The organism is Mesorhizobium loti (assembly GCF_013170705.1).
Taxonomy (GTDB): Bacteria; Pseudomonadota; Alphaproteobacteria; order Rhizobiales; family Rhizobiaceae; genus Mesorhizobium; species Mesorhizobium loti_D.
Map to the genome: position 1 here is coordinate 2,133,062 of NZ_CP033334.1, position 23,529 is coordinate 2,156,590.

Annotated in this window: 26 protein-coding genes; 13 read left to right on the forward strand and 13 right to left on the reverse strand. The window is 63.3% G+C overall.

The features are described from left to right. Window positions 1-27: 27 nt before the first annotated feature. The 4 genes from EB815_RS10410 to EB815_RS10425 all read right to left on the reverse strand — a co-directional run bounded on the left by EB815_RS10410 (window position 28) and on the right by EB815_RS10425 (window position 4,213). On the reverse strand, window positions 28-1,248 hold the full coding sequence (locus tag EB815_RS10410) for a nickel/cobalt transporter (protein WP_056578335.1): 1,221 nt from the start codon (window positions 1,246-1,248) through the stop codon (window positions 28-30). After that, window positions 1,245-1,913 carry a DUF1007 family protein gene (locus tag EB815_RS10415; RefSeq protein WP_056578333.1) on the reverse strand — a complete coding sequence of 223 codons (669 nt, stop codon included), beginning with the start codon at window positions 1,911-1,913 and terminating at the stop codon, window positions 1,245-1,247. Before EB815_RS10415 ends, EB815_RS10410 begins: the two co-directional genes overlap by 4 nt. 200 nt (window positions 1,914-2,113) lie before the next feature. Continuing rightward, the gene (locus tag EB815_RS10420; protein ID WP_056578331.1) at window positions 2,114-3,013 is read right to left on the reverse strand and encodes a LysR family transcriptional regulator; all 900 of its coding nucleotides are present in this window, start codon (window positions 3,011-3,013) and stop codon (window positions 2,114-2,116) included. A gap of 3 nt (window positions 3,014-3,016) precedes the next feature. After that, window positions 3,017-4,213, reverse strand: coding sequence for an amidase (locus EB815_RS10425; protein WP_056578330.1), 1,197 nt, complete (start codon window positions 4,211-4,213; stop codon window positions 3,017-3,019). 540 nt (window positions 4,214-4,753) lie between these two features. On the opposite strand from EB815_RS10425, the gene odc2 reads away from it, so the two are divergent. Next, entirely contained in the window at window positions 4,754-5,887 is a 1,134-nt protein-coding gene (odc2, locus tag EB815_RS10430; RefSeq protein WP_056578400.1) for an ornithine/lysine decarboxylase, read from the forward strand. A 152-nt stretch (window positions 5,888-6,039) separates the two neighbouring features. After that, the gene (locus EB815_RS10435; RefSeq protein ID WP_056578328.1) at window positions 6,040-6,609 is read left to right on the forward strand and encodes a GNAT family N-acetyltransferase; all 570 of its coding nucleotides are present in this window, start codon (window positions 6,040-6,042) and stop codon (window positions 6,607-6,609) included. A gap of 86 nt (window positions 6,610-6,695) precedes the next feature. On the opposite strand, the gene EB815_RS10440 is transcribed toward EB815_RS10435, so the two are convergent. From EB815_RS10440 to EB815_RS10455, 4 genes are all read right to left on the reverse strand, one after another. Then, window positions 6,696-6,980 carry an SCP2 sterol-binding domain-containing protein gene (locus EB815_RS10440; RefSeq protein ID WP_013529756.1) on the reverse strand — a complete coding sequence of 95 codons (285 nt, stop codon included), beginning with the start codon at window positions 6,978-6,980 and terminating at the stop codon, window positions 6,696-6,698. A 194-nt stretch (window positions 6,981-7,174) separates the two neighbouring features. Further along, window positions 7,175-7,696 carry a hypothetical protein gene (locus EB815_RS10445; protein WP_056578326.1) on the reverse strand — a complete coding sequence of 174 codons (522 nt, stop codon included), beginning with the start codon at window positions 7,694-7,696 and terminating at the stop codon, window positions 7,175-7,177. Window positions 7,697-7,725: 29 nt separating this feature from the next. Then, window positions 7,726-8,151, reverse strand: coding sequence for a hypothetical protein (locus EB815_RS10450; protein ID WP_056578324.1), 426 nt, complete (start codon window positions 8,149-8,151; stop codon window positions 7,726-7,728). Between the two features lie 13 nt (window positions 8,152-8,164). Further along, window positions 8,165-8,773, reverse strand: a complete 609-nt coding sequence (locus EB815_RS10455) for a rod-binding protein (RefSeq protein WP_056578322.1) — start codon at window positions 8,771-8,773, stop codon at window positions 8,165-8,167. Window positions 8,774-8,869: 96 nt separating this feature from the next. Here EB815_RS10455 and EB815_RS10460 point away from each other — a divergent pair, with 96 nt between their 5' ends. From EB815_RS10460 to EB815_RS10470, 3 genes are read left to right on the forward strand one after another with little or no spacing between them, the layout of a single operon-like run. After that, the gene (locus EB815_RS10460) at window positions 8,870-9,727 is read left to right on the forward strand and encodes a DUF1295 domain-containing protein (RefSeq protein ID WP_056578320.1); all 858 of its coding nucleotides are present in this window, start codon (window positions 8,870-8,872) and stop codon (window positions 9,725-9,727) included. Beyond that, the gene (locus EB815_RS10465) at window positions 9,724-10,752 is read left to right on the forward strand and encodes an SAM-dependent methyltransferase (protein ID WP_056578318.1); all 1,029 of its coding nucleotides are present in this window, start codon (window positions 9,724-9,726) and stop codon (window positions 10,750-10,752) included. Before EB815_RS10460 ends, EB815_RS10465 begins: the two co-directional genes overlap by 4 nt. Next, window positions 10,749-11,339: a hypothetical protein gene (locus tag EB815_RS10470; RefSeq protein ID WP_065005768.1), complete on the forward strand. Its 591-nt coding sequence runs from the start codon at window positions 10,749-10,751 to the stop codon at window positions 11,337-11,339. The genes EB815_RS10465 and EB815_RS10470 overlap by 4 nt, the downstream gene beginning before the upstream one ends. A gap of 6 nt (window positions 11,340-11,345) precedes the next feature. On the opposite strand, the gene EB815_RS10475 is transcribed toward EB815_RS10470, so the two are convergent. Further along, window positions 11,346-11,756 (reverse strand): DUF2177 family protein, encoded by a 411-nt coding sequence (locus EB815_RS10475; RefSeq protein ID WP_081295205.1) that lies wholly within the window; start codon window positions 11,754-11,756, stop codon window positions 11,346-11,348. Between the two features lie 129 nt (window positions 11,757-11,885). Here EB815_RS10475 and EB815_RS10480 point away from each other — a divergent pair, with 129 nt between their 5' ends. From EB815_RS10480 to EB815_RS10495, 4 genes are all read left to right on the forward strand, one after another. Then, entirely contained in the window at window positions 11,886-12,269 is a 384-nt protein-coding gene (locus EB815_RS10480) for a DUF2147 domain-containing protein (RefSeq protein WP_056578396.1), read from the forward strand. A 152-nt stretch (window positions 12,270-12,421) separates the two neighbouring features. Continuing rightward, the gene (locus tag EB815_RS10485) at window positions 12,422-13,768 is read left to right on the forward strand and encodes an NAD(P)/FAD-dependent oxidoreductase (RefSeq protein ID WP_056578314.1); all 1,347 of its coding nucleotides are present in this window, start codon (window positions 12,422-12,424) and stop codon (window positions 13,766-13,768) included. Window positions 13,769-13,781: 13 nt separating this feature from the next. Continuing rightward, window positions 13,782-14,639 carry a DUF1365 domain-containing protein gene (locus EB815_RS10490; protein WP_056578312.1) on the forward strand — a complete coding sequence of 286 codons (858 nt, stop codon included), beginning with the start codon at window positions 13,782-13,784 and terminating at the stop codon, window positions 14,637-14,639. Continuing rightward, window positions 14,623-15,840 (forward strand): SAM-dependent methyltransferase, encoded by a 1,218-nt coding sequence (locus EB815_RS10495; RefSeq protein WP_056578310.1) that lies wholly within the window; start codon window positions 14,623-14,625, stop codon window positions 15,838-15,840. The genes EB815_RS10490 and EB815_RS10495 overlap by 17 nt, the downstream gene beginning before the upstream one ends. A gap of 71 nt (window positions 15,841-15,911) precedes the next feature. Here the strand turns inward: EB815_RS10495 and EB815_RS10500 are convergent, their stop codons facing one another. Genes EB815_RS10500 through flhA form a run of 3 tightly spaced genes read right to left on the reverse strand, consistent with a single transcriptional unit; the run spans window position 15,912 to window position 19,133 of the window. Further along, a complete protein-coding gene (locus tag EB815_RS10500; protein WP_056578308.1) occupies window positions 15,912-16,295 on the reverse strand; it encodes a hypothetical protein in 384 nt (127 codons plus the stop codon). Window position 16,296: 1 nt separating this feature from the next. Continuing rightward, window positions 16,297-17,049, reverse strand: a complete 753-nt coding sequence (gene fliR / locus EB815_RS10505; protein ID WP_038649353.1) for a flagellar biosynthetic protein FliR — start codon at window positions 17,047-17,049, stop codon at window positions 16,297-16,299. Further along, window positions 17,046-19,133 carry a flagellar biosynthesis protein FlhA gene (gene flhA / locus EB815_RS10510; protein WP_056578306.1) on the reverse strand — a complete coding sequence of 696 codons (2,088 nt, stop codon included), beginning with the start codon at window positions 19,131-19,133 and terminating at the stop codon, window positions 17,046-17,048. The genes fliR and flhA overlap by 4 nt, the downstream gene beginning before the upstream one ends. Before the next feature lie 172 nt (window positions 19,134-19,305). Between flhA and EB815_RS10515 the strand changes: the two genes are divergently transcribed. Further along, complete coding sequence (locus EB815_RS10515) at window positions 19,306-19,605, forward strand: putative quinol monooxygenase (protein ID WP_056578304.1); 300 nt, start codon at window positions 19,306-19,308, stop codon at window positions 19,603-19,605. A gap of 39 nt (window positions 19,606-19,644) precedes the next feature. Here the strand turns inward: EB815_RS10515 and EB815_RS10520 are convergent, their stop codons facing one another. Then, complete coding sequence (locus EB815_RS10520) at window positions 19,645-20,118, reverse strand: MarR family winged helix-turn-helix transcriptional regulator (protein ID WP_155772552.1); 474 nt, start codon at window positions 20,116-20,118, stop codon at window positions 19,645-19,647. A gap of 56 nt (window positions 20,119-20,174) precedes the next feature. Here EB815_RS10520 and EB815_RS10525 point away from each other — a divergent pair, with 56 nt between their 5' ends. From EB815_RS10525 to EB815_RS10535, 3 genes are all read left to right on the forward strand, one after another. Further along, the gene (locus EB815_RS10525) at window positions 20,175-20,909 is read left to right on the forward strand and encodes an NAD-dependent epimerase/dehydratase family protein (RefSeq protein WP_246740214.1); all 735 of its coding nucleotides are present in this window, start codon (window positions 20,175-20,177) and stop codon (window positions 20,907-20,909) included. Between the two features lie 16 nt (window positions 20,910-20,925). Continuing rightward, window positions 20,926-21,438, forward strand: coding sequence for a cupin domain-containing protein (locus tag EB815_RS10530; RefSeq protein WP_056578300.1), 513 nt, complete (start codon window positions 20,926-20,928; stop codon window positions 21,436-21,438). Between the two features lie 156 nt (window positions 21,439-21,594). Further along, entirely contained in the window at window positions 21,595-23,376 is a 1,782-nt protein-coding gene (locus EB815_RS10535; RefSeq protein ID WP_056578298.1) for a chloride channel protein, read from the forward strand. Window positions 23,377-23,529 lie beyond the last annotated feature (153 nt).

Sequence of the window (23,529 nt, forward strand, 5' to 3'; positions counted from 1 at the left end):
ATCCCATTCTTACGGGATGGGGATGGCCTAGACGCTGCCGGTCAGGCTGGCTGACAAAAGCAGCAACCCGAACAGGAAGACAAAGGCGGCGCCGCCGATCTCGACGATCGAATGGATGCGGTTGCCCATGCGGCCATCGCCGGCGAAATACACCGCCCAGTTCTTGGCGGTCACGGCAAGCGTTGCCAACGCCGAGACGGTGATGGCGGTGCCCAGCGACATTGCCAGCACCGACAGCAGGCCGCCGAGCCAGAGTCCGTTGAGCAGCGCGAAGCTGAGCACGATCAGCGCGCCGGAGCAGGGGCGGATGCCGACGGCCGCCACCGCCGACCAGGCGGTGCGCCAGTCGAAGCGGTCGCCCGACAGCAGCGCCGGATCGGGCGCATGCGAGTGGCCGCAGGTTTCGCAGACCTCGCCATCCGCATGATCGTGATGCGCATGATCGTGGGCGCCGTGATCGTGATGGGGGTCATGCGCGGCGTGGTCGTGCGAATGGTCATGAACATGGTCGTGATCGTCATGTACCTTGAGCGCGTGCGAATGGGCATGCGCCGAATGGCCGTGGGCCGCATGCGAATGATCGGCATGGGAATGGCCCGCGTGAGAATGCCCTGCATGGGAGTGGCCACCATGCGAATGCCCGGCGTGAGCGGCCGACAGGCTGTAGGCGGGCGCCCTGCCGAACAGGCGCAGGATGGACGGGCCGAGCTTGCGCCACAACAGCCAGGCGCCGAACAGGGTGACCAGGGCAAAGCTCATGATCTCCATGAACCAGGCCGCGTCTGTCATCGAGATGGTGGTGCCGCGCAGGACGAAATAGGCGAGCAGCATGACCACGATCGCCGTCAGGCCCTGCAGCAGGGCGGAGACGAAGGACAACAGGATGCCGCGCCGCAGCGCCACTTCATTGGCGACCATGTAGGACGAGATCACCGCCTTGCCGTGGCCGGGGCCGGCGGCATGGAAAATGCCATAGGCGAAGGACAGGCCGATCAGGATCCAGATCTTGCTGCCATCCTGGCGCATCGCTTTCATGGCGCCCGCGAGAGCGCGGTAGAATTCCTGCTGCCGCAGGTTGATCCACATCAGGATGTGGGCGAACGGACCGGTGGTCGGCGCCATGCCGTCATTGACGCCGATGCCAAGTGAACTCTGGGCGTGCGCGGCGCTGGCGAAATGCATCGCGGCAAAGGTGAGGGCCAACAGGCCGAATGCCAAACGCAGGGACGGTTTCGTCACCGGCTTCATCCTTCTGGCTGACAGGTCAGTTCGAGCTTGGTGGCAAAGATCTTGCTCATGTCGGTGCCTGTCGGGTCGTTGAAGAAGGCATCCGTCAGGGTCTTCTGGTTTTCCTTGATGGCCTCATCCGGATCCGGACGGATCACCTTGCTGGTGCAATTCGACGGCAGGCCTTCGACCGTGATGTTGGAATCCTCGGTGAAGTCGATCGCCGTGTAGAAAGTCGGATCATAGACGCCGATGTCGATCGTGCCGGTCAGCTTGATCGGCTCCTTGGGTTCGGACTCGAACAGGATGATCAGCTGATCGTTGTCGAAATTGGCCATCAGGTGTGGCGGCGGCACCATCGTCACGTCCTTGCCGTTCTGCGTGACGAGCTGGAAGTAGTTGAATTCGGCCAAAGAGGCATGAACGGTGTCGGCGACATCCTTCAGCTCCTTGTCGTCAAGCTTCAGGTCCGAGTTCTTGTCGAACTCCATCATGACAGTACTCGAAAACAGGTCGTCGAAGCGCCAGAGATGGCGCAGTGCTTTCACGCTTTGGTGATCCGGGGACAGGATCACGTCGAGGCGTGCCTCGGCGAAGACATGCGGATGCACGTAAGCCGGTCCCGTGGCGGCAAAGGTCGCCACCAAGGCCGAAGCCAGTGTGATTGCGTGCCGCTTGAGATGCATTCCCGGTCGCGATTCCCTTGGCTTTGGAGAGGAACCGAAGGTCACCAGAAAGGGGGCGAAATTGGGACCGCCAGTGCGTGTCACCCAAAAGTGCGCAGCGGCTCTGGGGCGACGACACCCGCCAAGCTCAAAGCGTGTCGCCCAAAGGTGCGCGGCGGTCTTGAGGTAACGACAGGCACGCAGCGAGAATTCGAGGCCGCTCACGCGATCTCACGCGTCCTGAACCACTGCACCAGGAAGTCGACGAAAACGCGGACCTTGGCCGGCAGATAGCGGCGGTGCGGGTAGACGGCGAAGATGCCGCCGCCCGACAGGATTCGGTCATCGAGCACCGTCACCAGCTGGCCGCTCTTGAGATCGGGAGCGGCGATGAAATCCGGCAGGACGCAGAAGCCAAGTCCGGAAATGGCGGCGGCCCGCGCCGCCATCGGGCTGTTGACTTCGATCGGGCCCGACACCGCGACGCTCAGCTGATCGTTGTTGTCGCCCTTGAACGGCCAGTTGTTCAGCCCGCGGCCGTTGGTGTCGACGATGCAGGGCATGTGGCCGAGATCCTGGGGCCGCGTCGGCATGCCATGCTTGGCGATCAGTTCGGGAGAGGCGCAGAGTTTTATCGAAAATGGCGCCAGCCGCCTGGCGATCAGCGACGAATTCTCCAGGCGCGAGATGCGCACCGCGAGGTCGAAGCCCTCCTCGACCAGGTCGACGAAGCGGTCGTCGAGCTGGATGTCGAGCACGATGTCGGGGTGCTGCTTGGCGAAGTCGATCAGCGACTGGCCGATCGGCGCGTCGGCGAAAGTGCGCGGCGCCGACACTTTGATCCTGCCGCGCACGTCGCCGGAGGATTCGCGCACGGCGTCCGCCAGGCTGTCGACCTCGCGCACGATCTCCGAGGCACGCCGGTAGTAGGTATGGCCGGCCTCGGTCATCGAGAACTGGCGCGTGGTGCGGTTGAGAAGCAGCGCGCCGAGCTCGTCTTCCAGTTCGCGCACATATTTCGACAGCAACGCCTTGGAGCGGCCGATCTTGCGCGCCGCCGCCGAAAAGCCCTCGGCCTCGACGACGTCGATGAAGGCGCGCATGCGGGTCAGTGTGTCCATGGTTCAGGCCCTCTTGGCTGCGTCGAGTAGTTTTCGGCCGAGCCGTATCAGGGCAACGTCGCTGCCGGAAGGGCCAAGGAGCGACAGGCCGAACGGTGCGCCGGCGACAGAGCCGATGGGCAAGGTGATTTGCGGGAAGCCGGAAAGGCCGGCGAGACACAGAAGATGCAGGGCTCGCTCGCGATAGGCCTGGAACTGCTCCGGCGTCGAGTCGATATAGGGTGCCGGGCCCGGCACCGTCGGCAGGATGAGGAAGCCGTCCTTGCCGAGCAGGGCGCCCAGTTCGCCGCGAAAGGTCAGCCGGCGCACCTTCTCGGCTTGCGCTGTCCGGTCATCGACGGCACGGCCAAAGCCAAAACGCTCCTCGACGCCGGGGCCAAGGTCGCGCTCGCCGCTGGTGATCCATTCGCCATGCACGCCCCAGGCTTCCTTGGCCTGCAGCCGGCGAAAGCACCAGTAGAGTTCATCAGGGGAAGAGGAGAAGTACGTCGTCGGCTTCGCCAAGGCACCAAAAACCGCGCCCGCCAGGGCCTTCATCCTGGCATATTCGGCCAGCGCGGGGCGCGCCACCATCTCGTCGAGCCAGGTGAGCGACAGCGGGCGGTCCAGCGAATGCTGGTGCGGATCGCGGCCGAGCAGCAGCTTGCCGACGGTCTCGTAGGTCTCGATGTCGTCGGCGAACCAGCCGAAGGTGTCGAAGCTTGGCGCGAGCTTCATCGTGCCATCGAGCGAAATGCGGCCATGCGTGGTGCGCAGCCCGATCAGCCCGCAAAAACTCGCCGGCGCGCGGATCGAGCCGCCAGTGTCGGAGCCGGTGGCAATGTCGGCCAGCCTGCCCGCCACCGCCGATGCCGACCCCGACGAGGAGCCGCCGGTGACGCGATCGGGCGCGGCGGGATTCACCGGAAACGGAAAATGCGCGTTCTGGCCGAACAGCGCGAAGGCAAGCTCGTCGGTCTGGGTCTTGCCGGCGAAGCGCGCGCCGGCATCGAGAATCGCCTGCACGGCGGGCGCCGTGCGCGAGGCGGTTTGGCTTTCGGCGAACTTCCGCAAATTGCCACAGCCGGTGCGATAGCCGGCAACGTCGTAGATGTCCTTGACGGCCAGCCGCAGGCCGGCGAGCGGGCCGATTTCGGCATGGGCCACCGGCATCTGGTGAAGATCGAGGAAGGCGTTGTAGGGGCCGTGCGTGCCTGTCATCGTTCGATATCCGGATACGGTTGCACCAACATTGTTCGATGCCAGAAATTTTACAACCTGCGATACGATTTTTATTGATTGTGAAATCCTTCGCCCCTATATCGCGCTTGCCCAAAGTCGCACGTGCCTGTGGGTGTCCGCCGATCCTCGAATGGTGAGGGAAATCGGTAAGGTAACTGGAGCTAACCCCTCCAGTCGGTTTAGCGGCCAACCGCCAGACCGAGGACACCTTGAAGCAACGACGGTGCGGGCCTTTCTGGTTCTCTGCCGGTTGTCCAAAGACCGGGGTTACTGAAGAGGCACACCTTCATTGCCGGCAGTGCGGAACGGGGTTCTCCCAATCCAAGCCAAGGCAGACAAAGCGAACCGAAGCCGGGCAAGGCTAGGTTCATCGCCGCGAGACGGCGTTTCATGGTTCCGGGGTCTCCACCGGCTGGTTCCATGGAATTTTCGTCCCGCCTTTGTTTGACCGCGTGTTCGCGAGGCCGACAGCCCGCGTCCGCACCCTTGTGCGCGCCGAAAGGCGTGATGGAGAATCCGATGGCTACCCAGCGCATCCTCGACTTCCTCGCCACCCGACGTCCGTCCGGCCCCTGCCTCGTCGTCGACCTCGATGTCGTGCGCGATAATTTCCGCGCCTTCGAGAAGGCTCTGCCCGATTCCAAGATCTACTATGCGGTGAAAGCAAACCCGGCGCCGGAAATCCTGCGCCTCCTTGCTGCGATGGGCTCGTCCTTCGACACCGCTTCCGTTGCCGAAGTCGAGATGGCGATGGACGCGGGTGCGCCCGCGGACCGCATCTCCTTCGGCAACACCATCAAGAAGGAGCGTGACATCGCACGCGCCTACCAGCTCGGCATCCGCCTGTTCGCGGTCGATTGCGTCGAGGAGGTCGAGAAGATCGCCCGCGTCGCTCCCGGCGCGCGCGTGTTCTGCCGCGTGCTGACCGACGGCGAAGGCGCCGAGTGGCCGCTGTCGCGCAAGTTCGGCTGCGTGCCTGCCATGGCCGTCGACGTGCTGCGCCATGCCAAGGGCCTCGGCCTCGATGCCTATGGCGTGTCGTTCCACGTCGGCTCGCAGCAGACCGACCTGACCGCCTGGGACCGCGCGCTGGCCGACGCCAAGAAGGTGTTCGCCACGCTCGCCGAGGAAGGTATCGTCTTGAAGATGGTCAATATGGGTGGCGGTTTCCCGACCCGTTACCTCAAGGACGTGCCGGTGGCACAGGCCTACGGCCAGGCGATCTTCTCGGCGCTGCGCAAGCATTTCGGCAACGCGCTGCCCGAGACCATCATCGAGCCGGGTCGCGGCATGGTCGGCAATGCCGGTGTCATCAAGTCGGAAGTCGTGCTGATCTCCAAGAAGGCGGACAACGACAATGTGCGCTGGGTGTTCCTCGACATCGGCAAGTTCGGCGGCCTCGCCGAGACGATGGACGAGGCGATCCGCTATCCCCTCGTCACCCGCCATGACGGCTCGGAGACCGCGCCTTGCGTGCTCGCCGGCCCGACCTGCGATTCGGCCGACGTGATGTACGAGAAGACACCGTATCCGCTGCCCCTGTCGCTGACCATCGGCGACGAGGTGCTGATCGAAGGCACCGGCGCCTACACGACCACCTACTCGGCGGTCGCGTTCAACGGCTTCGAGCCTCTCCGATCCTACGTGATCTGACGGCGCTCTCTCAGCGCATTTTCGAACGGCGAACCGGACACAACTTCGCCTGAAAGTGCGCTGAGAGGCGGTCAGATCATCCCAGGTGGTCGCCTGTCGTCCACCCGGGTCTCGCTTGTGGAACAGATCTCCGCTCGTGAAGGATTGCGGAAATGGAAATGTCAGTTGAAATCGTAGCTCATGCGCCGGCCTTCTCCATGGTCGCCGAAACCGCCGCCGACATGGCTGTGCGCGAAGCCTTGCTCGATCGTGCCATGGGGCCGAAGCGCAAGACCAAATCGTCGGAGAAGCTGCGGCGTGGCCGCCGGCCCTCGGAAGGCCTGGCCTTCGTCGCGCGCGATGCGTCGGGCGACGTGGTCGGCACGGTGCGGCTGTGGGATGTCACGCTGGGCGAGGGCGGTCCGGCAGCGCTGCTGCTTGGCCCGCTCGCGGTCGATCCGTCGCTCAAGAATGCAGGCATAGGCTCGGCGCTGATGCGTCATGCCGTGGCCGAAGCGGCGCGTCTCGGTCACGCGGCGATCCTGCTGGTTGGCGATGCGCCCTACTATGGACGTTTCGGCTTCTCGGCCGAAAGGACCGGTTCGCTCGCGATGCCGGGACCTTATGAGCGGCACCGCCTGCTGGCGCTGGAGCTGGTGGACGGCGCGCTCGACGGCGCGCACGGGACGCTGAAGGCTTCCGGCCGCAAGCTGAAGGCGTCGGCCCCGACAATGGCGGCCTGAGCGCCAAGTCCGCTCAAAACAGAACGCCGCCCGAAAAGGCGGCGTTTTTTCGTGGGCCATGAGCCCGTCGCGGCAATGGAGTCGGCTCAGCCGATCAACTGGCTGAGCGCCATGGCGACGGTCATGTCGCCTTCGACTTTGATCTTGCCGGTCATGAACGCCATGGTTGGGTTCAGATCGCCAGCGATCAGCGAGTCGAGATCGTCGAGCGAGAGCTTGATGGTGCAGTCGGTCGGGGCATCGGTGTTCGAGACGGTCGCGCCGTCGATGACGATGACGCCGTCGCTGCCGGTGTCGAATTTCACGGAACGATCGAATCCGCTGCTGGCCACGCGCGACTTGATCTTCTCGGCAATCTCCTGAACGCTCACGCTGTTCTCCTGTCTGGTTGCATCTGTCGCGCAGGGCATTTCGGTCCGGCTGGAGCCCACGCAGCACTTCGCGATCATGGTCGCAGGCGCATATAGCTTTGGATTGACGTTTACGTCAACGCGAATTGCGGAGACTGGTTCCTATCGCCGCACCGGGCGAGGTGCCGGGACCAGCCATGCCCGGCCAGTGCCGCTCAGTGCGCGCTGACCGGCTTGGCCGCCTCGGGCGCCGTGGTGCCGGCATCCTGCCGGCGGCGCAGCCAGTTGTCGCGGATCTCGTCCTTGCTCAGGAAATTGACCTGGTCGATCAGAACTTCATGCACGAGGGTTGCGCCGACGCGGGCGTTGACGGTGTCGCGGATCGCGGCGCGGAAGGTGTCGAGGTCGATTGGCTGCTTCTTGCCGAAGTCGATCTGGGGGTGTGCGTAGAGATAGCTGTAGACCTGGTCGGTGATCAGCGCCTCGGCCGGAATCGACAGTTTCTTTATCTGCTCCGGCTCGACGGTGTAGACGAGCTTGGCCAGGAAGTAGCCGTCGATCCTGGAATCGTGGATCAGCGGCACCGAAATGACGTCGGTCTTGACGTAATCCAGCCCGCCCAGCATCGGCTTGGGTTTCTCGCCGACGCCGCGGTCGCCGGCGGCCTGGAACGAATAGAAGACCGCGCCGAGCGTGGCGGCGCAGACCCAGACCGCGATGGCGATGACCTTTATCATTCGGAATTCGAGCCCGGCATGACCGCGCTCTAGCCTTTCAGCCGGCCGAACTCGCCGGCGGAGTAGGTGCCGTCGGTTTCGGCGCGCTGTATGGCACTGCGCAACAGGTTGGCGACCTCGTTGACGGCGCTCAGATGCGCCAGGATCGCCGCCTCGTTCTTCACCAGTTTTTGGCGCAGCCGGGTCAGGCCCTCGCGGTGCTGTTCGAGGAACTCGGCTTCGCTGCCGCCCTTCATGGCGCGGGTCAGCTCGTAGAGATAGCGGCTCTTGCGGGCGTTAGAGGCCTTGAGGTCATAACCGGTATCCCTGCGGATGCCGGCGGTCTCTTCCTCGACCACCTCCTCGATGCGGCCAATGATGGCGGCAAGGTTTCCAGGCCGCGCGAACGGGATCGGAGCCTCCGGCGCGGTCGTGCGCGCTGGCAGGTTGGCGGTGAATTCGGAAGAGTCGGCCATGGCGTTTCCCAGTCTAGATCTTGGTGTCTGTTTTTATGGTTGTCTCGTCGCCGGTCATCGACCTGGCGGCCTTGCGCTGCAATTCCTGGACGAGCGAGGTGGACAGACGGGTTTGCTGATCGATCTCGGCCTTTTCCGGTCCATTTGAAACCGGCCCGATCGGCACCTTGCGCTTGCCGTCTAGATAGTGGTCGGCGAGCAGCGACTTGGCGATGCCGATGCCGCCGCGCTCGGCCATGACGTCGGCGACGCGCTCGGCCAGCTGCGATTTCCACATGTCGCCGGCAAGACCCGCGCCGTAGACGCCTTCGGTGTCCTTGGGCAGCATGTTCTGGATGAAGGTTTGCAGGACCATCGCCTCGAACTTCTTGAATTTCTTGGCCGGATCGGTTCCGGCCGCATGTTCGGCGGTGGCGCGCGACAGGATGGAGCCGGCATCGACCGACGCGGCGGTGTCGACCGAGAACGTGCCGGCAGCGCCGCCCGCACGCTTCGTCAGCGCGGCACGGGCAGCCTCGATGTCCGCTGGCTCCGCGGCTCGGGCGACATCCATAACGATGTCGCTGGGTGGAGAAATCGCCAAGAAGGTCCGCCTTTTGCCAGGTTTCCTTAGCCAGACCATGCCTCAACAAGCTTGTGGCAGGCTTGCCGGTTCGAATTTGAGTGGGGCGCGGAAACTTGCCTCCACACCGATCCGTACCTCACGCAACAGATCGCGATGATCGCGCAGGGCTACGATGTGACGTTTGCAAGCTTGTTTTTCGGTGCAGCCATATGCCTGTCGCTTGTAATGGCGATCGCGTGGGCGATTGCCATTCGAAGCGGCAAGTCCGGCTGGGTGGATGCGATATGGTCCTTTGCCGTGGGCGCCGCCGGCATCGCCATGGCGATTGTTCCACTGCCCGGCTGGCAGCAATCGACGACAAGACCTGTCATCGTCGCCTTGCTCGCGGCGATCTGGTCGATCAGGCTTGGACTGCATATCGTCGTCAGGACCCTGCACGGTGGCGACGATCCGCGTTACGCGCAGTTGCGCAGCGAATGGGGCAAGGATTTTCCTCGCCGGCTTTTTCTGTTTCTGCAGGTGCAGGCCGGCGCCGCCTTGCTGCTTGTGCTCTCCATTTTCGCCGCAGCACGCAATCCGGTGCCGCATCTGCAAATCGGCGACTGGCTGGGCATCGCGATTATGGCGATTGCCATCCTTGGCGAAGGCCTGGCCGACCGCCAGCTTGCGCGATTTCGCCAGGCTCCAGCCAGCAGAGGAAAAGTATGCGACGTCGGTCTCTGGAGCCTCTCGCGCCATCCCAATTATTTCTTCGAGTGGTTCGGTTGGCTGGCCTATGTCGCGATCGCGTTGGACATGACCGGCGCCTACCCATGGGGCTGGGTCGCCATCTCAGGCCCACTCTTCATGTACTGGCTCCTGGTTCATGTGTCCGGCATTCCGCCGCTCGAAGCGCACATGCTGAAATCGCGTGGCGAGAAGTTCCGTGCCTACCAGGCGCGCGTCAATGCGTTCTGGCCGGGGCCGCCCCGCAATATCCCTCCACAGACATCGAAAGGCCAGGCATCGTGAGCCTCATCGCATCCGCCATACGCACCGTCGAACGCAGCCCGTTTCCAGATCCCGTGACCAGAACGGGTATCGGCTTTCTGGTCGGACGCACGCGTCGAAACCTACTCGAACACCCGGCCATGCAAGAGCAGGCTTTCGCTGATGCCATGGCCGATCATCCGATTGCCGAGCACACGCAAGCGGCCAACGAGCAGCACTATGAATTGCCGCCGGCCTTCTTTGGACTGGTGCTCGGGCCGCAGCGCAAATACTCCTCCTGCCTTTACCGGCGCGGCGACGAGAGCCTGGCGCAGGCCGAGGTGCTCGCGCTGGAGGAAACCGTTGCTCACGCCGATCTCGCCGATGACCAGGACATCCTCGAACTCGGGTGCGGCTGGGGTTCCCTGACGCTGTTCATGGCGGAGCGTTTTCCCGCCGCCAGGATCACCGCGGTCTCCAACTCGGCGCCTCAAAAGGCGTATATCGAAGCGCAGGCTCGAAAGAGGGGCTTCGCCAACATCCATGTCATCACGGCCGACATGAACGCCTTCCATCCAAACGGCATGTTCGATCGCATCGTCTCGGTGGAGATGTTCGAGCATATGTCGAACTGGCAAAAGCTGCTCGAACGCGTACACTCCTGGCTGACACGGGAGGGGCGGCTTTTCATCCATGTCTTCACCCACAAGAGCCGGTCCTACCGTTTCGATCATCGCGACAAGTCCGACTGGATTGCGCAGCACTTCTTCACCGGCGGCATCATGCCGAGCCACGATCTGATCCGGCATTTCCCGGCCCTGTTCGACGTCGAGCAGGAATGGCGATGGAATGGCCGCAACTACCAGCGCACCGCAAACCAGTGGCTCGCCAATATGGACGCCAACCTGCCCGAGGTTGACCGCATCCTCGCCGACGTCTACGGCAAGGAGGCCTTGATCTGGCGCCGGCGCTGGCGTCTGTTTTTCCTCGCCACCGCAGGGCTGTTCGGACATGCGAATGGCGAGGAATGGGGGGTCAGCCACTATCGCCTGCGCGCGGCTACATGAGATTGGAAACGCGCGCCCGATCGGGAATATTGAGGACGTTCTGGAACGCGGCGAAGGCGTATTTCGCCCACGACGACCCTCTCGTGGCCACCGCCAATCTGGTCGCTCTTGTCGTGCTTTGGAACCAGCCGTTCTATCCGCTCTATGTCTACTGGTCCGTGGGCACCGACATCGCGCCAACCTTCTACACATTCCTTTCGACGCCGTTCTTCCTGGCGGTTCCGGCAGTGGGTCGCGCCAACGGCCGTGCCGGGCGTGCATTGCTGCCGATCGCCGGGATCGGTAACACGGTGCTTAGCGCCGAGGTCTTCGGCGTCGCCTCCGGCGTCGAGATGTTTCTGTTGCCCTGCGTGCTGCTCGGCTTCGTGCTGTTTAGGCCTGGAGAACGCATCATCGCGATCGCCATAGCGGCGGTCGGCATGCTGGCGTTCACTGTCCTACACGGGCGCTACGGCGCGCCCGTCCACATCTACTCGGCCGAGGAATATGCGGGTTTTCTGAAAATGAACGCCCTCAGCGCTGGCACGCTTACCGCCTTCATAGGTCTTCTCGTGATGAACTTGATCAATCCCCCGGCCAAGCGCTGACGACTGCTACGCAGATCGCGACAAGGCACTGGAGACGAGGAAACCCGCCGTCGCCGCGATTGCGGTGAGCACGATTCCCCAGCAGATGTCGGCGATGGTGACCGCGACGGGCCAGTTCCTCAGTGTCGCCTGGTTAGTCAGATCGTAGGTGGCGTAGGCGCATAAGCCGAACACGGCGCCGTTTACCGCCGCGGTCGTCCATGATCCGCTCTGAAAGGCGGGCAGCACCGCGAAATAGACGGCGCCTGCGATGTAGATGACGTAGAAAAGTGCCGCCGCCGCGACGTTGAAATCATCGAGCAGGATCGGCCCCAGCAGCGGCTTGTAAAGCCGGCTGCTCATCACCGTCAGCCAGACAGCATCGATGCACAGGAACACGACTGCCGTCGTCAGATAGGCGATGCCGTAGGTCTTGATCATGTCCGCTCCTGAAATCCCATTGGCTGTTGATCTCAGCAACGGTTTTCAGCCGCGATAGTTTCGACCGGCCGAAACTCACCAGGCATGTCGTCCGTAGCTTCGTAAACCGAATGACAAGGAGGAATGATGAACCGACTGGCAGTGGCGGCAGGTCTTCTTTTTCTTGTCTCGTTCAGCGGCGCGGCGTTTGCCGCATCGGCGCCTGACCCCAGCGGAACATGGAACCGCGGCGATGGAAACGCAAAAGTACGGATCGCCCCGTGCGGTTCGAACATCTGTGCCACAAATGTCTGGATCAAGGACACCAGCGGCGGTGAAGCTGTCGGCGACAAGCTCGTCATGACGCTGAAGCCGAAGTCCGCCGACACGCTGACCGGCAAGGCTTTCGATGCAAAGCGCGCGCTGACCTATGCGATCCAACTCAAGGTGGCCGGGCAGAAACTGGTCACGCGAGGTTGCCTGGTCGGCGGCCTGGTTTGCAAGTCGGTCAGCTGGTCCCGCGCCCGCTGACGATGCAAGTGACTGGGCAGGTCGGACGCCTCTTCACCTCGCGACAAAATACCTCGACTGCACAGTGAAACTCACGCCGGATCCTCCCGTATCTACAAAAGTTCCAGGGTGCCGCCCGCACCTTACAGGCTTGATTTCCAAAAGGATTTTCGATGAACATTGTGCCCATTCACCGTGGTGGCTCCAACGGCCGGAAGAAAATCGCCGTCATCGGATCGGGCATATCAGGCGCCGCCGCCGCATGGGCTTTGCACCCGAGTGCCGAAATCATCCTTTATGAGGCGTCGCATCGCGCGGGCGGCCATACCGCCACGGTCGACATCGACTATGACTCCACACCGATTTCTGTCGACACAGGTTTCATCGTCTACAACGAACTGGCCTACCCGGATCTCAGCGCGATGTTCTCGCATCTTGGTGTGGCCACGCATGAGAGCGACATGGGCTTTTCGCTTTCGCTCGATGGCGGCAAGCTCGAATGGTGCGGCTCGACGCTGCGCACCATCTTCGCCCAGAAGCGTAATGTCTTTTCGCCCGGCTTTCTGTGGATGCTGAGGGAGATCCTGCGCTTCAACAAGGCGTGTATTGCCGAGCGCGACAACGGCACGCTGGGCGACGTCTCGATAGGCGACTATCTTCGCACCCGCGGTTTCTCCGCAGGCTTTCGCGACAATTATCTCATTCCAATGGCGGCGGCGATCTGGTCGACGCCGCGCGCCAAAATGCTGGACTATCCGGCTGCAAGCTTCATCAGCTTCTTCGAGAACCATCGCCTGATCGACAATGATACGCGACCGATGTGGCGCACGGTAAGCGGCGGTTCGCGCAACTATCTGCAAAAGCTGCTGGCGCCGCTCGGGTCGGCACTACGCCTATCGTCACCGGTCAAGACAATGGTGCGCGATGCGTTTGGCATTACCGTGTGGGCTGGTGATGACGCGCCGGAGCGCTTCGACAATGTCATCATCGCCAGCCATAGCGACCAGGCACTGGCCATGCTCGGCGACGCCTCGAGCGTCGAGGAGAGGATCCTGTCAGCCATATCGTATCGCCCCAACCGGGTCGTCCTGCACCGGGACCCGCGCCTGATGCCGAAGCGGCGGGCCGCCTGGGCGGCGTGGAACTATCTGCGCTGCTCATGTGACCGCGACGAACCGGAAGTGTCGGTCACATACTGGATGAACCGGCTGCAGGGGATCGACGCGGCAAAGCCGCTCTTCGTGTCGCTCAATCCGGTCGTCGAGCCACGCCCGGAATTGGTCTTCGGGGAATGGATGTTCGACCATCCGCAGTACGATGCGCGTGCCTTGTCAGCGCAAGCCCGTCTCGATGATATCCAAGGTGCGCGCGGCACCTATTTCGCCGGTGCGTGGACCGGACACGGCTTTCATGAGGATGGCTTGCGTTCGGGGCTCGACGCGGCGATTGCGCTCGGCGCCGATGTGCCGTGGCGTCGACGCGAGACGGCTTTGTCCAAAGCGCTGCTGACGGCGGAATAAGGCCTCTGTAGGAATGGGCGAACGGATCACAACACTGGAGCAGAACGGCCCGCCGCCGCAGGCGGCCGGCGTGCTCTATCCCGGTGAGGTGATGCATGCGCGGCTGAAGCCCTTCGGCCACCGCTTTGTCTACCGCGTGTTCTCGTTGCTGGTCGATATAGACAGGCTCGCCGAGCTCGGACGCATGACATGGCTGTTGCGGGTCAATCGGCCCGGCCTGGCATCTTTCCACGAAAGCGATCATGTCAACACCCCAGGCGAGACGCTACGGGCTTTCGTCGACGGGCTGCTCGTCGATGCCGGCCTTGGCAAACCGGCGGCGCGCGTGCTGCTGCTCGCCTATCCCCGCATCTTCGGCTACGTCTTCAATCCAATCTCGGTGTATTTCTGCTACGACGCCACGGGCGCGCTGATCGCCTTGATCTATGCGGTGCGTAACACGTTCGGTGGCCGGCGAATCTACGTGTCGCCGATCCGACCGGGCGAACTCGGCCCCGCAGGAGTGCGCCAGACACAAGCCAAGCTCTTTCATGTCTCGCCCTTCATCGGCATGGATGCGCGGTATCACTTTCGCATTCTGCCGCCAGGCAAGACGGTCAGGCTTCGCATCCACGAGACGGAAAATGGCGAACCACTCTTGGCAGCGGCCTTTGCTGGGACAGCACGCCCGCTCGCCACGCCGGATATTGGCGCATGCCTGGCCAAGTTTCCACTGATGACTTTGAAGATCATTCTCGGCATTCACTGGGAAGCACTGAAGTTGTGGCTGAAAGGCGCGCGGTTTCATCCGAGCCCTGAAACTCCTGAAGTCGCGCAGTCCGCGCAATACAGCATCCCGATAGGGCCGGAGCCGCATGTCCCTCGAAAGTGAAACCGGCGCCACGCGGACCGTGGCCCGTGCGAGCGGTCCAGGAGCCTATATCCTCAAGCTTATGTTTGCTTGCCTCGAAAGAGGGCGGATCACGATCGTGACGCCCTCGGGCCAGCGGATCGACCATCGATCCGATGCGCCTGGCCCGGAAGCGGTTCTGATCGTGCACCGGTGGCGCGCGATCCGCCGCCTCCTGACGGGGGGCGACCTCGCTTTCGCGGAGGCCTACATCGAGGGCGACTGGTCCAGCCCCGACCTCACATTGCTCATTGAACTTGCCGCGCTCAACCTGGAACACATCGAACAGGTGGTTGGCGGGCTTCTTCCGGTCCGCCTTGTCAATCGGCTTCGCCACGTGCTGAAGGCGAACAGCAAGGCCGGGAGCCGCCGCAACATTGCCTTCCACTACGATCTCGGCAACGACTTCTATTCGCTTTGGCTTGATCCCAGCATGACCTACTCGTCCGCGCTCTATCGGCAGTCCGGGCAAACCCTTGAGACAGCCCAGCAGGCCAGACTGCAACGCGTCGTGGAATTGCTTGATCTGGGCGGTGGCAAGGAGGTTCTGGAGATCGGCTGCGGATGGGGAAACCTTGCCGTTGTTCTGGGTCGGCACGGGGCGCGCGTCACCGGCATAACGCTCTCCGCGGAACAACTGGCCCACGCAAGAAATCTCGTTCAAAAAGAGAAACTCGACGGCACGGTGGCCTTGGAACTGCAGGACTACCGCGACACGCAGGGAACGTTCGACCGCATTGTCTCGATCGAAATGTTCGAGGCTGTCGGCGAAAAATACTGGCCAACTTACTTCAGCATATTGCGCGAGCGCCTGAAGCCTGGCGGGAAGGCTGTTTTGCAGGTCATCACGATCGATGAGAAGCGTTTCGAAAGCTACCGTTCAAACGCCGACTTCATCCAGCGCTACATTTTCCCAGGCGGGATGCTTCCTACCAAGACGATCATGACCGAACTGGCGAAGCAGGCCCATCTCACACTGGCTTCGGTGGACAGTTTTGGCGCCAGTTATGCCCTGACACTGGCTGAATGGCGGCGTCGATTCTTGAAGGCCTGGCCGATGATCGAGGCAATCGGCTTCAGTCACAACTTTCAAAGAATCTGGGAATATTACCTCAGCTACTGCGAAGCAGGCTTTCGGGTCGGCACGATAGATGTCGGGTTGTATGTTCTGGAGAAGGACTAAGCTGAAGCCCGATCCCTCTTGCTTGATCGGGAAAAGCTCGATTTCCGGCGGGGATCAAAAGCGATAGGTCGCTACTCCTCGGCCCGCTTCTGCGCGATCAAATCAAGCCGCTCGCGGTCGGTGCGTTCGCGTTCGTCGCGGTTGCGCACATCCTTGTAGGCGCGCTCGACCATATTGGTGCGCGCGTTTGCCGTGGCGATAAGGCCGACCTCCTGCCGGGCGCTTTCCAGGCTTTTCTCCTGGCGTACCACCGCCTGCGCGATGCGGCGATGATAGAGATCGGGGAACAGGCCGGAGAGGGAATTCTCCTGGTCGAAATGGCCGATCAATTCCCTGGCCTCGGCCTCGGCGGCGTTTGCCGCGGCCAGGAAGGTGGCGTGTCGGGTCTCGTGCAGCGCCTTCAGCTGCTCCTGCACCTTGACCAGTTTCCGCAGGCGGTCCTTGCGCGTGCTCATGTCACCTCGCCAGAGTCAGGTCGACGAAGCCGTCGACGAACAGCGACAGCATGGTGCCGATGGCGAAATAGAAGATGATCATGCCGCCGGCGATGACGAAGGGCTGGGAGATGAAATAGATCGGGATCTGCGGGGTCAGCTTGTTGACGAAGCCGATCGTCAGATTGACCAGAATGGCATAGGCGACGAACGGGCTGCCGAGGCGGATGACCAGGAAGAAGGTGTCCGACACGGTGTCGGTGATGTCGACGAGCGCGGCCTGCGGGTTGAAGAAGACGTTGACTGGCGCGACCGTGTAGGACGCCACCAGGGCGCGCACGATCTCATGGTCGAAATCGAAGACGAACAGCATCAGCAGCGCCGAGAACGAGATGATCGCGGCAAGGGCGGCCTGCGGTTCCGGTTCCTCGATCGCCGGTCCGCCCGAGCCGCCATAGCCGATCAGCATGGCGATGGCCGAGCCCATGAAGCGCAGCGCCTCCATGTAGAGCCTGGTCATGGCGCCGATCAGCCCGCCGACCAGAAGTTCCGATATGATCATCGGCACCAGGATCTGCGGGCGCGGATCGACGAAGGGAATGATGCGGTCCCACAGGAAGGCGAGCAGGCCGCCAGTGGCGGCGACCGCCACGAACAGCCGGACCTGGACCGGCACGCGGGCGCTGGACAGGCCCGGCATCAGCATGAAGCAGGCGCCGATGCGGCAGAAGGCGAGGAACGCCGCGATGACGACGCTCTGCGAGAGAACGCTCACGATATGGTTCCGAGCACCTTGATCTCGACGCCCTTGGCGATTTCGACATGGGAGAGCACCGGCAGCGTGGTGAACAGGCGCTCGATGATCATGCGCACATAGGGACGGGCGTCCGGGGCGGTGACGAGGACGAAACGCTCGCCGGCCTCGAGGAATTTCTTGATCGCCTTGGTGGCGTCCTGGCCGAATTCCTCGAGCTGGCGCGGATCGATGTCGAACTCGCGCACCTCGCCCTTGGCGTCGCGCTTGAGGCTCTGGTGGAAGGCGAGGTCCCAGCGGTTGCCGAGGCGCAGCACCTTGAGCACGCCGCCTTCCGATAGGTCGCCGCAGATCTGCTGCGCCATGCGGATGCGGACATGTTCGACGATCTGCTCGGTGCGGCGCACATGCGGCGCGATCTCGGCGATGGCCTCGATGATCAGGTGGAGATTGCGGATCGAGACGCGCTCGGCGAGCAGCAGCTTCAGCACCGCCTGCAGGCCGGGATAGGAGATGTGCGTTGTGCAGATCTCATCGGCGAGCTTGCGATATTCCTGGTCCTGGCGTTCGAGCAGCGCCTTCATGTCCTTGTAGGACAGGAGCTGCGGCAGGTTGTTGCGGATGACTTCGGAAAGATGGGTGAGCAGCACCGACATGTTGTCGGCGAAGGTGTAGTTCTCGCGCTTCAAATCCTCGGCGAAGGTTTCCATGACGGAATAGGCGCGCATGCCGAAGGCCGGCTCGCGGATTTCTTCGCCAGGGATTTCGGGCACGTCGCGGCTGCCGAGCAGCACCATGATCTCACCCACGCGCATCGAATATTCGGCCACCACCGTGCCATGCACCTTGATCTGGTAGCTCTTCGGCGGGATGGCGAAGTCGTCGGCAACGCGCACTTCCGGCACGACGAAGCCGTATTGCTGGGCGAATTTCTTGCGCATCTTGGCCATGCGGAAGACCAGTTCCTGATGCGAGACCAGGAGGCGGGTCGACAGCTGCTTGCCGATGAGCAGTTCGATCTCGGCGGTGGCGAGCGAAGCCTTGACCGAGTTCTTCTCTTCCTCGGCCTTGGACACCTTCTCCTGGGCCTTCAGCGCCTCGGCCTCGGCGAGGACGCGGTTGGCGCGCATCGGAATGACGTAGCCGAGCCCGGCCATGCCACCGGCCAGCGCGAAGAAGGGAAACAGCGGCAAGCCCGGCATGAGGCCTAGCAACACCAGCAGCGCGGCCGCCACGTAAAGCGCGCGCGGATGGGCGCCCAGCTGGCCGAACACGGCCTGGTTGGTCGAGCCACGGGTGCCGCCCTTGGAAACCAGCAGGCCGGCGGCGAGCGAGACGATCAGCGCCGGGATCTGTGTGACCAGGCCGTCGCCGACCGACAGCTTGATGAACACATCGGCGGCCTCGCCCATGCCCATGCCGTGCCTGATGTAGCCGATGGCGATGCCGCCGACGATGTTGATGGCGGTGATGATGAGGCCGGCTATCGCGTCGCCGCGCACGAATTTCGAGGCGCCGTCCATCGAGCCGAAGAAGGAGGATTCCTCCTCCAGTTCGCGGCGGCGCAACTGCGCGGTCTTATCGTCGATCATGCCGGCGGAGAGATCGGCGTCGATCGACATCTGCTTGCCCGGGATGGCGTCGAGGGTGAAACGGGCGCCGACTTCGGCGATACGGGTGGCACCCTTGGTGATGACGATGAAGTTCACCACGATCAGGATCATGAAGACGATGAGGCCGATGACGAAGTCGCTGGCCATCACCAGCTTGGAGAAGCCGGCGATCACGTATCCGGCGGCGTGCGTGCCCTCATTGCCATGCGACAGGATCATGCGCGTGGTGGCGATGTTGAGCGATAGCCGCAGCATCGTGGCGATCAGCAGCACGGTCGGGAACGAGGAGAAATCGAGCGGCCGCTGAATCCACAGCGCCACCATCAGGATCAGCACCGAAAGTGCGATCGAGAAGGCGAGGCCGATGTCGATGAGGAAGGCCGGAATCGGCAGGAACAGCACGGCCAGGATGATGACGATGCCGAGCGCGAAGAAGATGTCGCGGCCGTTCTTGGCCACCGCGCCGGGCTGGATGCTTTCGCTGATCGCCATTCAAGTCCTCGAACCATAGCCTGCCGTGCATACGACAGCCCGGCGAGGGTAGCTGGCCAAGCTTGCGCGAGGGTGGGAGACTCTGGTTTATGCATGTCGTCTTCCCAGAGCCGCGGCCGCTTTTGGGCGATGTGCGGCAGGCGGATAGACTATTTCGCAAGAAGGAAGGCCCATGCTCGTGATCATCGGCACGATCCGTTTGCCGCCCAGCCGGTTCGAGGAGGCAAGGTCCGCGATGGAGCGCATGATCTCAGGCAGCCGTGCCGAGGCTGGCTGCCTCGAATATTCCTATGCGCGGGATGTGCTCGACGCTGGGCTGATCCGGGTGACCGAGGTGTGGCGCGACAAGGCGGCACTCGATGCGCATTTCAGCTCGCCGCACATCGCCGAGTGGCGCTCGAACTGGCCGGCGCTTGGCATAGGCGAGCGCAACCTCATGCTCTATGAGGCGGGTGAGCCGGTGCCGAGTTGATCGGCCGCCGCTCGATAATCGTCAGCCGCCGGCAGACAGTTAGGGCCTGGCTGTCTCGGCCGTGGCGACGCCGACCAGCCAGCGCCTGACGGCCCTTTCTTCCCCGGACGAGAGGCCTTCCGTCAGTTCGCGCTCGATGGCATGCACCCGCTCGCGGCATTCCCGCAGCAGCGCCTGTCCGCTGTCGCTCAGCTCGATATGCTGGATGCGGCCATGGACGGCATGCGGCCTGCGCACCAGCGAGCCGGCCCGTTCGAGATTGGCGACGATGACGCTGAGCGTTTGCGGGGTGAGCAGTGCCAGCCGGGCCAGATCGGCGTTGGAGAGGCCGGGATAGGCGCCAAGCATGGTCAGCGTGGCGAATTGCGGCTGCGTCACGCCAAGATCGGCCAGCGCCCTGTCGACCCTCAGCCGATGCGCGCCGGCAGCCTGCCGCAGGAGATAGCCGAGATAGCCTTCCTCGCCACGTTTGCCTTCGCCCGGAGCGGGAACTGTCGGATTTGCCTTGCGCATGATATCAGAGCTCTTATATATTGTTCGTGTGCTGATACTATGACGATGTAGAGTTCATGACGATGGGGCATCGAATTTTTCTTGCCGGCGCCTCGGGCGCCATCGGACAGCGGCTCATCCCGCAGCTTCTGGCCGCCGGCCATCATGTGACGGGTACCACGCGCAGTCCTGACAAGGCCGCGACATTGCGTTCCCTCGGCATCGAACCGGTGATCGTCGATGTCTTCGATGCCGAGGTCCTGTCGCGCCGCATGCTTGCCGCCCGGCCGGACATCGTCGTCCATCAGCTGACCGACCTGCCGCCAGGGCTGGATCCGAGCCGGATGGGCGAGGCGGTTGTTCGCAATGCCCGCATCCGCGAGGAGGGTACCCGCAATCTGGTCGCTGCGGCCGCCGCGTCCGGCGCCCGGCGCATGGTCGCTCAAAGCATCGCCTGGGCCTATGCGCCGGGACCGGAGCCGCATGGCGAAGCCGACCCGCTGGATAGCGAGGCGAGCGGCAACCGCGGCATCAGCGTCGGCGGCGTCATCGCCTTGGAAAAGGCTGTTCTAAACGCGCCATTCGCCGGAGTCGTCCTGCGATATGGCCAGCTCTATGGACCGGGAACGGGAACCGATGCGGCTGCCGGCGCGTCGCCGGTGCATGTCGATGCTGCCGCCCATGCGGCGCTGCTAGCACTCGAAAAGGGTGCGCCCGGCGTCTTCAACGTGGCGGAACCCAACCAGGCTGTCTCGACGCAAAAGGCGGTCGAGGAACTGGGTTGGCGTGCTGATTTCCGTTTGCCTGCCTGAATTCGGAGACGTCGAGATGATCGGCAATCAAGCTCGTCCGCGCGCCGGCCAATCTGTCATCGCGGTCAGCGCTGTCGGGGTTTTGTTCGCGCTCGCGGCAAAGTGGACCGGCCCGGATTTCACGCGCGTCGCGTCGAAAGGCATGGAAATGCATATGCAGATGGCAAATGCCGATGTGAACGGTGTTGCCGGGGCGCGGCCGAAAACGGTCGTCACGCCGGTCTCCTGCGAAAAACTGCCTGACGTGCCGGGCAAGTCGATCACCACGGTGATCGTGGCATTTCCACCAGACGGTTTTACGCCTCGTCACCGGCATCCGGGCTCGGTCAGCGCCTTCGTCCTGAAGGGCACTCTGCGCTCGCGGCTCGAAGGCAGCCCGGCCGGTACCTACACCCAAGGACAAACATGGTTCGAGCCGTCCGGCGCGGTCCATCTCTTCGCCGAGAATGTCAGCACCACCGAGCCCGCCGAACTCTTGGCGACCTTTGTCGCCGACGACGATTGCGGGACGCTGACCATACCGGACTGAGCGCGGGGCAGGCTGCCTCGCGATCAGAGGCCTGCAAGACGAAATCAGCTGGTTTCACGGGCACAATGGCGCCTTTGATGTCGCCATTGTGGTTGTCATGTCGTGCCGCCCGGCGTATCAGGCGGGTCTGCCTTTTGATGTCGGCGAGCCGCCCCGGTGCTTTCCAGAAACCACAGCGAAGTCTACGCCCGCCGGCTGCGCGCGGTGCTTCTGAGATCCATTCCTCTGCTCGAGGCGCGCGGCATCGCCGTGGTCATCCTCGCCGGCGTCGTCGGCATCATGGCCGGCATACTGGTGACCGCGATGAGCCAGATCGTGCAGGATTTGCACGGGCTTCTGTTCGGCGTTCAGCCCGGCGGCCGGCTGTCCGGAATGTTCTCGCTCGCCAATCCCGTGCAGGCGCTGATACCGGCGATCGGCGGCGCCCTGCTCGGGCTGACGGTGATCTGGCTGCGGTTGCGTAAATTCCGCACTCCGGTCGATCCGATCGAGGCCAACGCGCTCTATGGCGGGCGCATGTCGCTGACCGACACGTTCATCATCGCCGGCCAGACCATGATCTCCAGCGGCTTCGGCGCGTCGGTCGGACTGGAAGCCGGCTACACGCAGGTCGGGTCCGGCCTGGCATCGCGGCTGGCGCGCATCTTCAGGCTGCGGCGCAACGATGTCCGCGTCCTCGTCGGTTGCGGCGCGGCCGGCGCCATCGCCGCCGCCTTCGATGCGCCGCTGACCGGTGCCTTCTATGGTTTCGAGCTGGTCATCGGCATCTACTCGGTCGCCAATGTCGCGCCTGTCATGACGGCGGCCATCTGCGCTTCGCTGACGGCGGAAATGTTCGGCGGCGTGCCGTTTCCGCTCGAGCTTTCGGGACTGCCGCAACTCACCGCCAGCCAGTACGTGCCGTTCCTGCTGCTCGGACTGCTCGGCGGCGCCGCTTCGATCGCCATCATGCAGCTGGTGACGCTGATCGAACGTGGTTTCAACAGGCTGTCGGTCGATGCCTCGCTGCGCCCCGTCATCGGTGGCGTCATCGTCGGCCTCCTGGGGCTGATCACGCCGCAGGTCCTGTCCAGCGGCCACGGCGCGCTGCATCGCGAGTTCGCCATGAACTATGGTCTGACCGTGGTGGCCAGCGTCTTCGTGCTGAAATTGGCGGCGTCGGCGGTCTCGCTTGGTTCGGGCTTTCGCGGCGGCCTGTTCTTTGCGTCGCTGTTCCTCGGTGCGCTGCTCGGCAAGGCATTCGCCGGCGTGATGGCGCTGGTTTCGCCGGCAACCGGTATCGACCCCTCGGTCGCCGCCGTCGTTGGCATGACCTCGCTTGCCGTCGGTGTCGTCGGCGGTCCGCTGACGATGACTTTCCTGGCGCTGGAATCGACCCGCGACCTGACACTGACCGGCGTCGTGCTGGCGGCCTCGATCATGGCGGCGATCCTGGTGCGCGAGACATTCGGTTATTCGTTCTCGACGTGGCGCTTCCACCTGCGCGGCGAGACGATCCGCAGCGCGCACGATGTCGGCTGGATGCGCAGCCTCACCGTCGGCTCGATGATGCGCAAGGACATCAAGACCATCGATGCCTCGACGACACTGGGCGCCTTCCGCAAGCAGATTCCGCTGGGCTCCGCCCAACGCGTCATCGCCGTCGACCCGGGCGATCAGTATGTCGGCGTGCTGATTGTGGCCGAACTGCACAGCGACCCCTCCGGCGGCGACGTGCCGGTACGCGATCTTGCCCAGTACAAGGACGCGGTTCTGGTTCCCAGCATGAACGTGCAGGCCGCCGCCGAGACGTTCCAGCGCGCCGGAGCCGAGGAACTGGCCGTCGTCGAGGATTTCACCGACCATATCGTGCTCGGGCTGCTGACCGAGGGACACCTTATGCGGCGCTATGCCGAGGAGCTCGAAAAAGCGCGTCGGGACCTGTCCGGCGAGGGGTAGAGGTTCTCCCTGCGCTTTCCCGAAGGTTGCTGCATATTTCACCGACAGATCTTCCCAGCTTGCGAGCCTGGCCCAGCCATTGGCGAGGTCCTGGCGCCACGCGTGGCTTGCCAGTTGTGCAGTGGTACTGTACAGATTGTTAAGTGAAGCGAG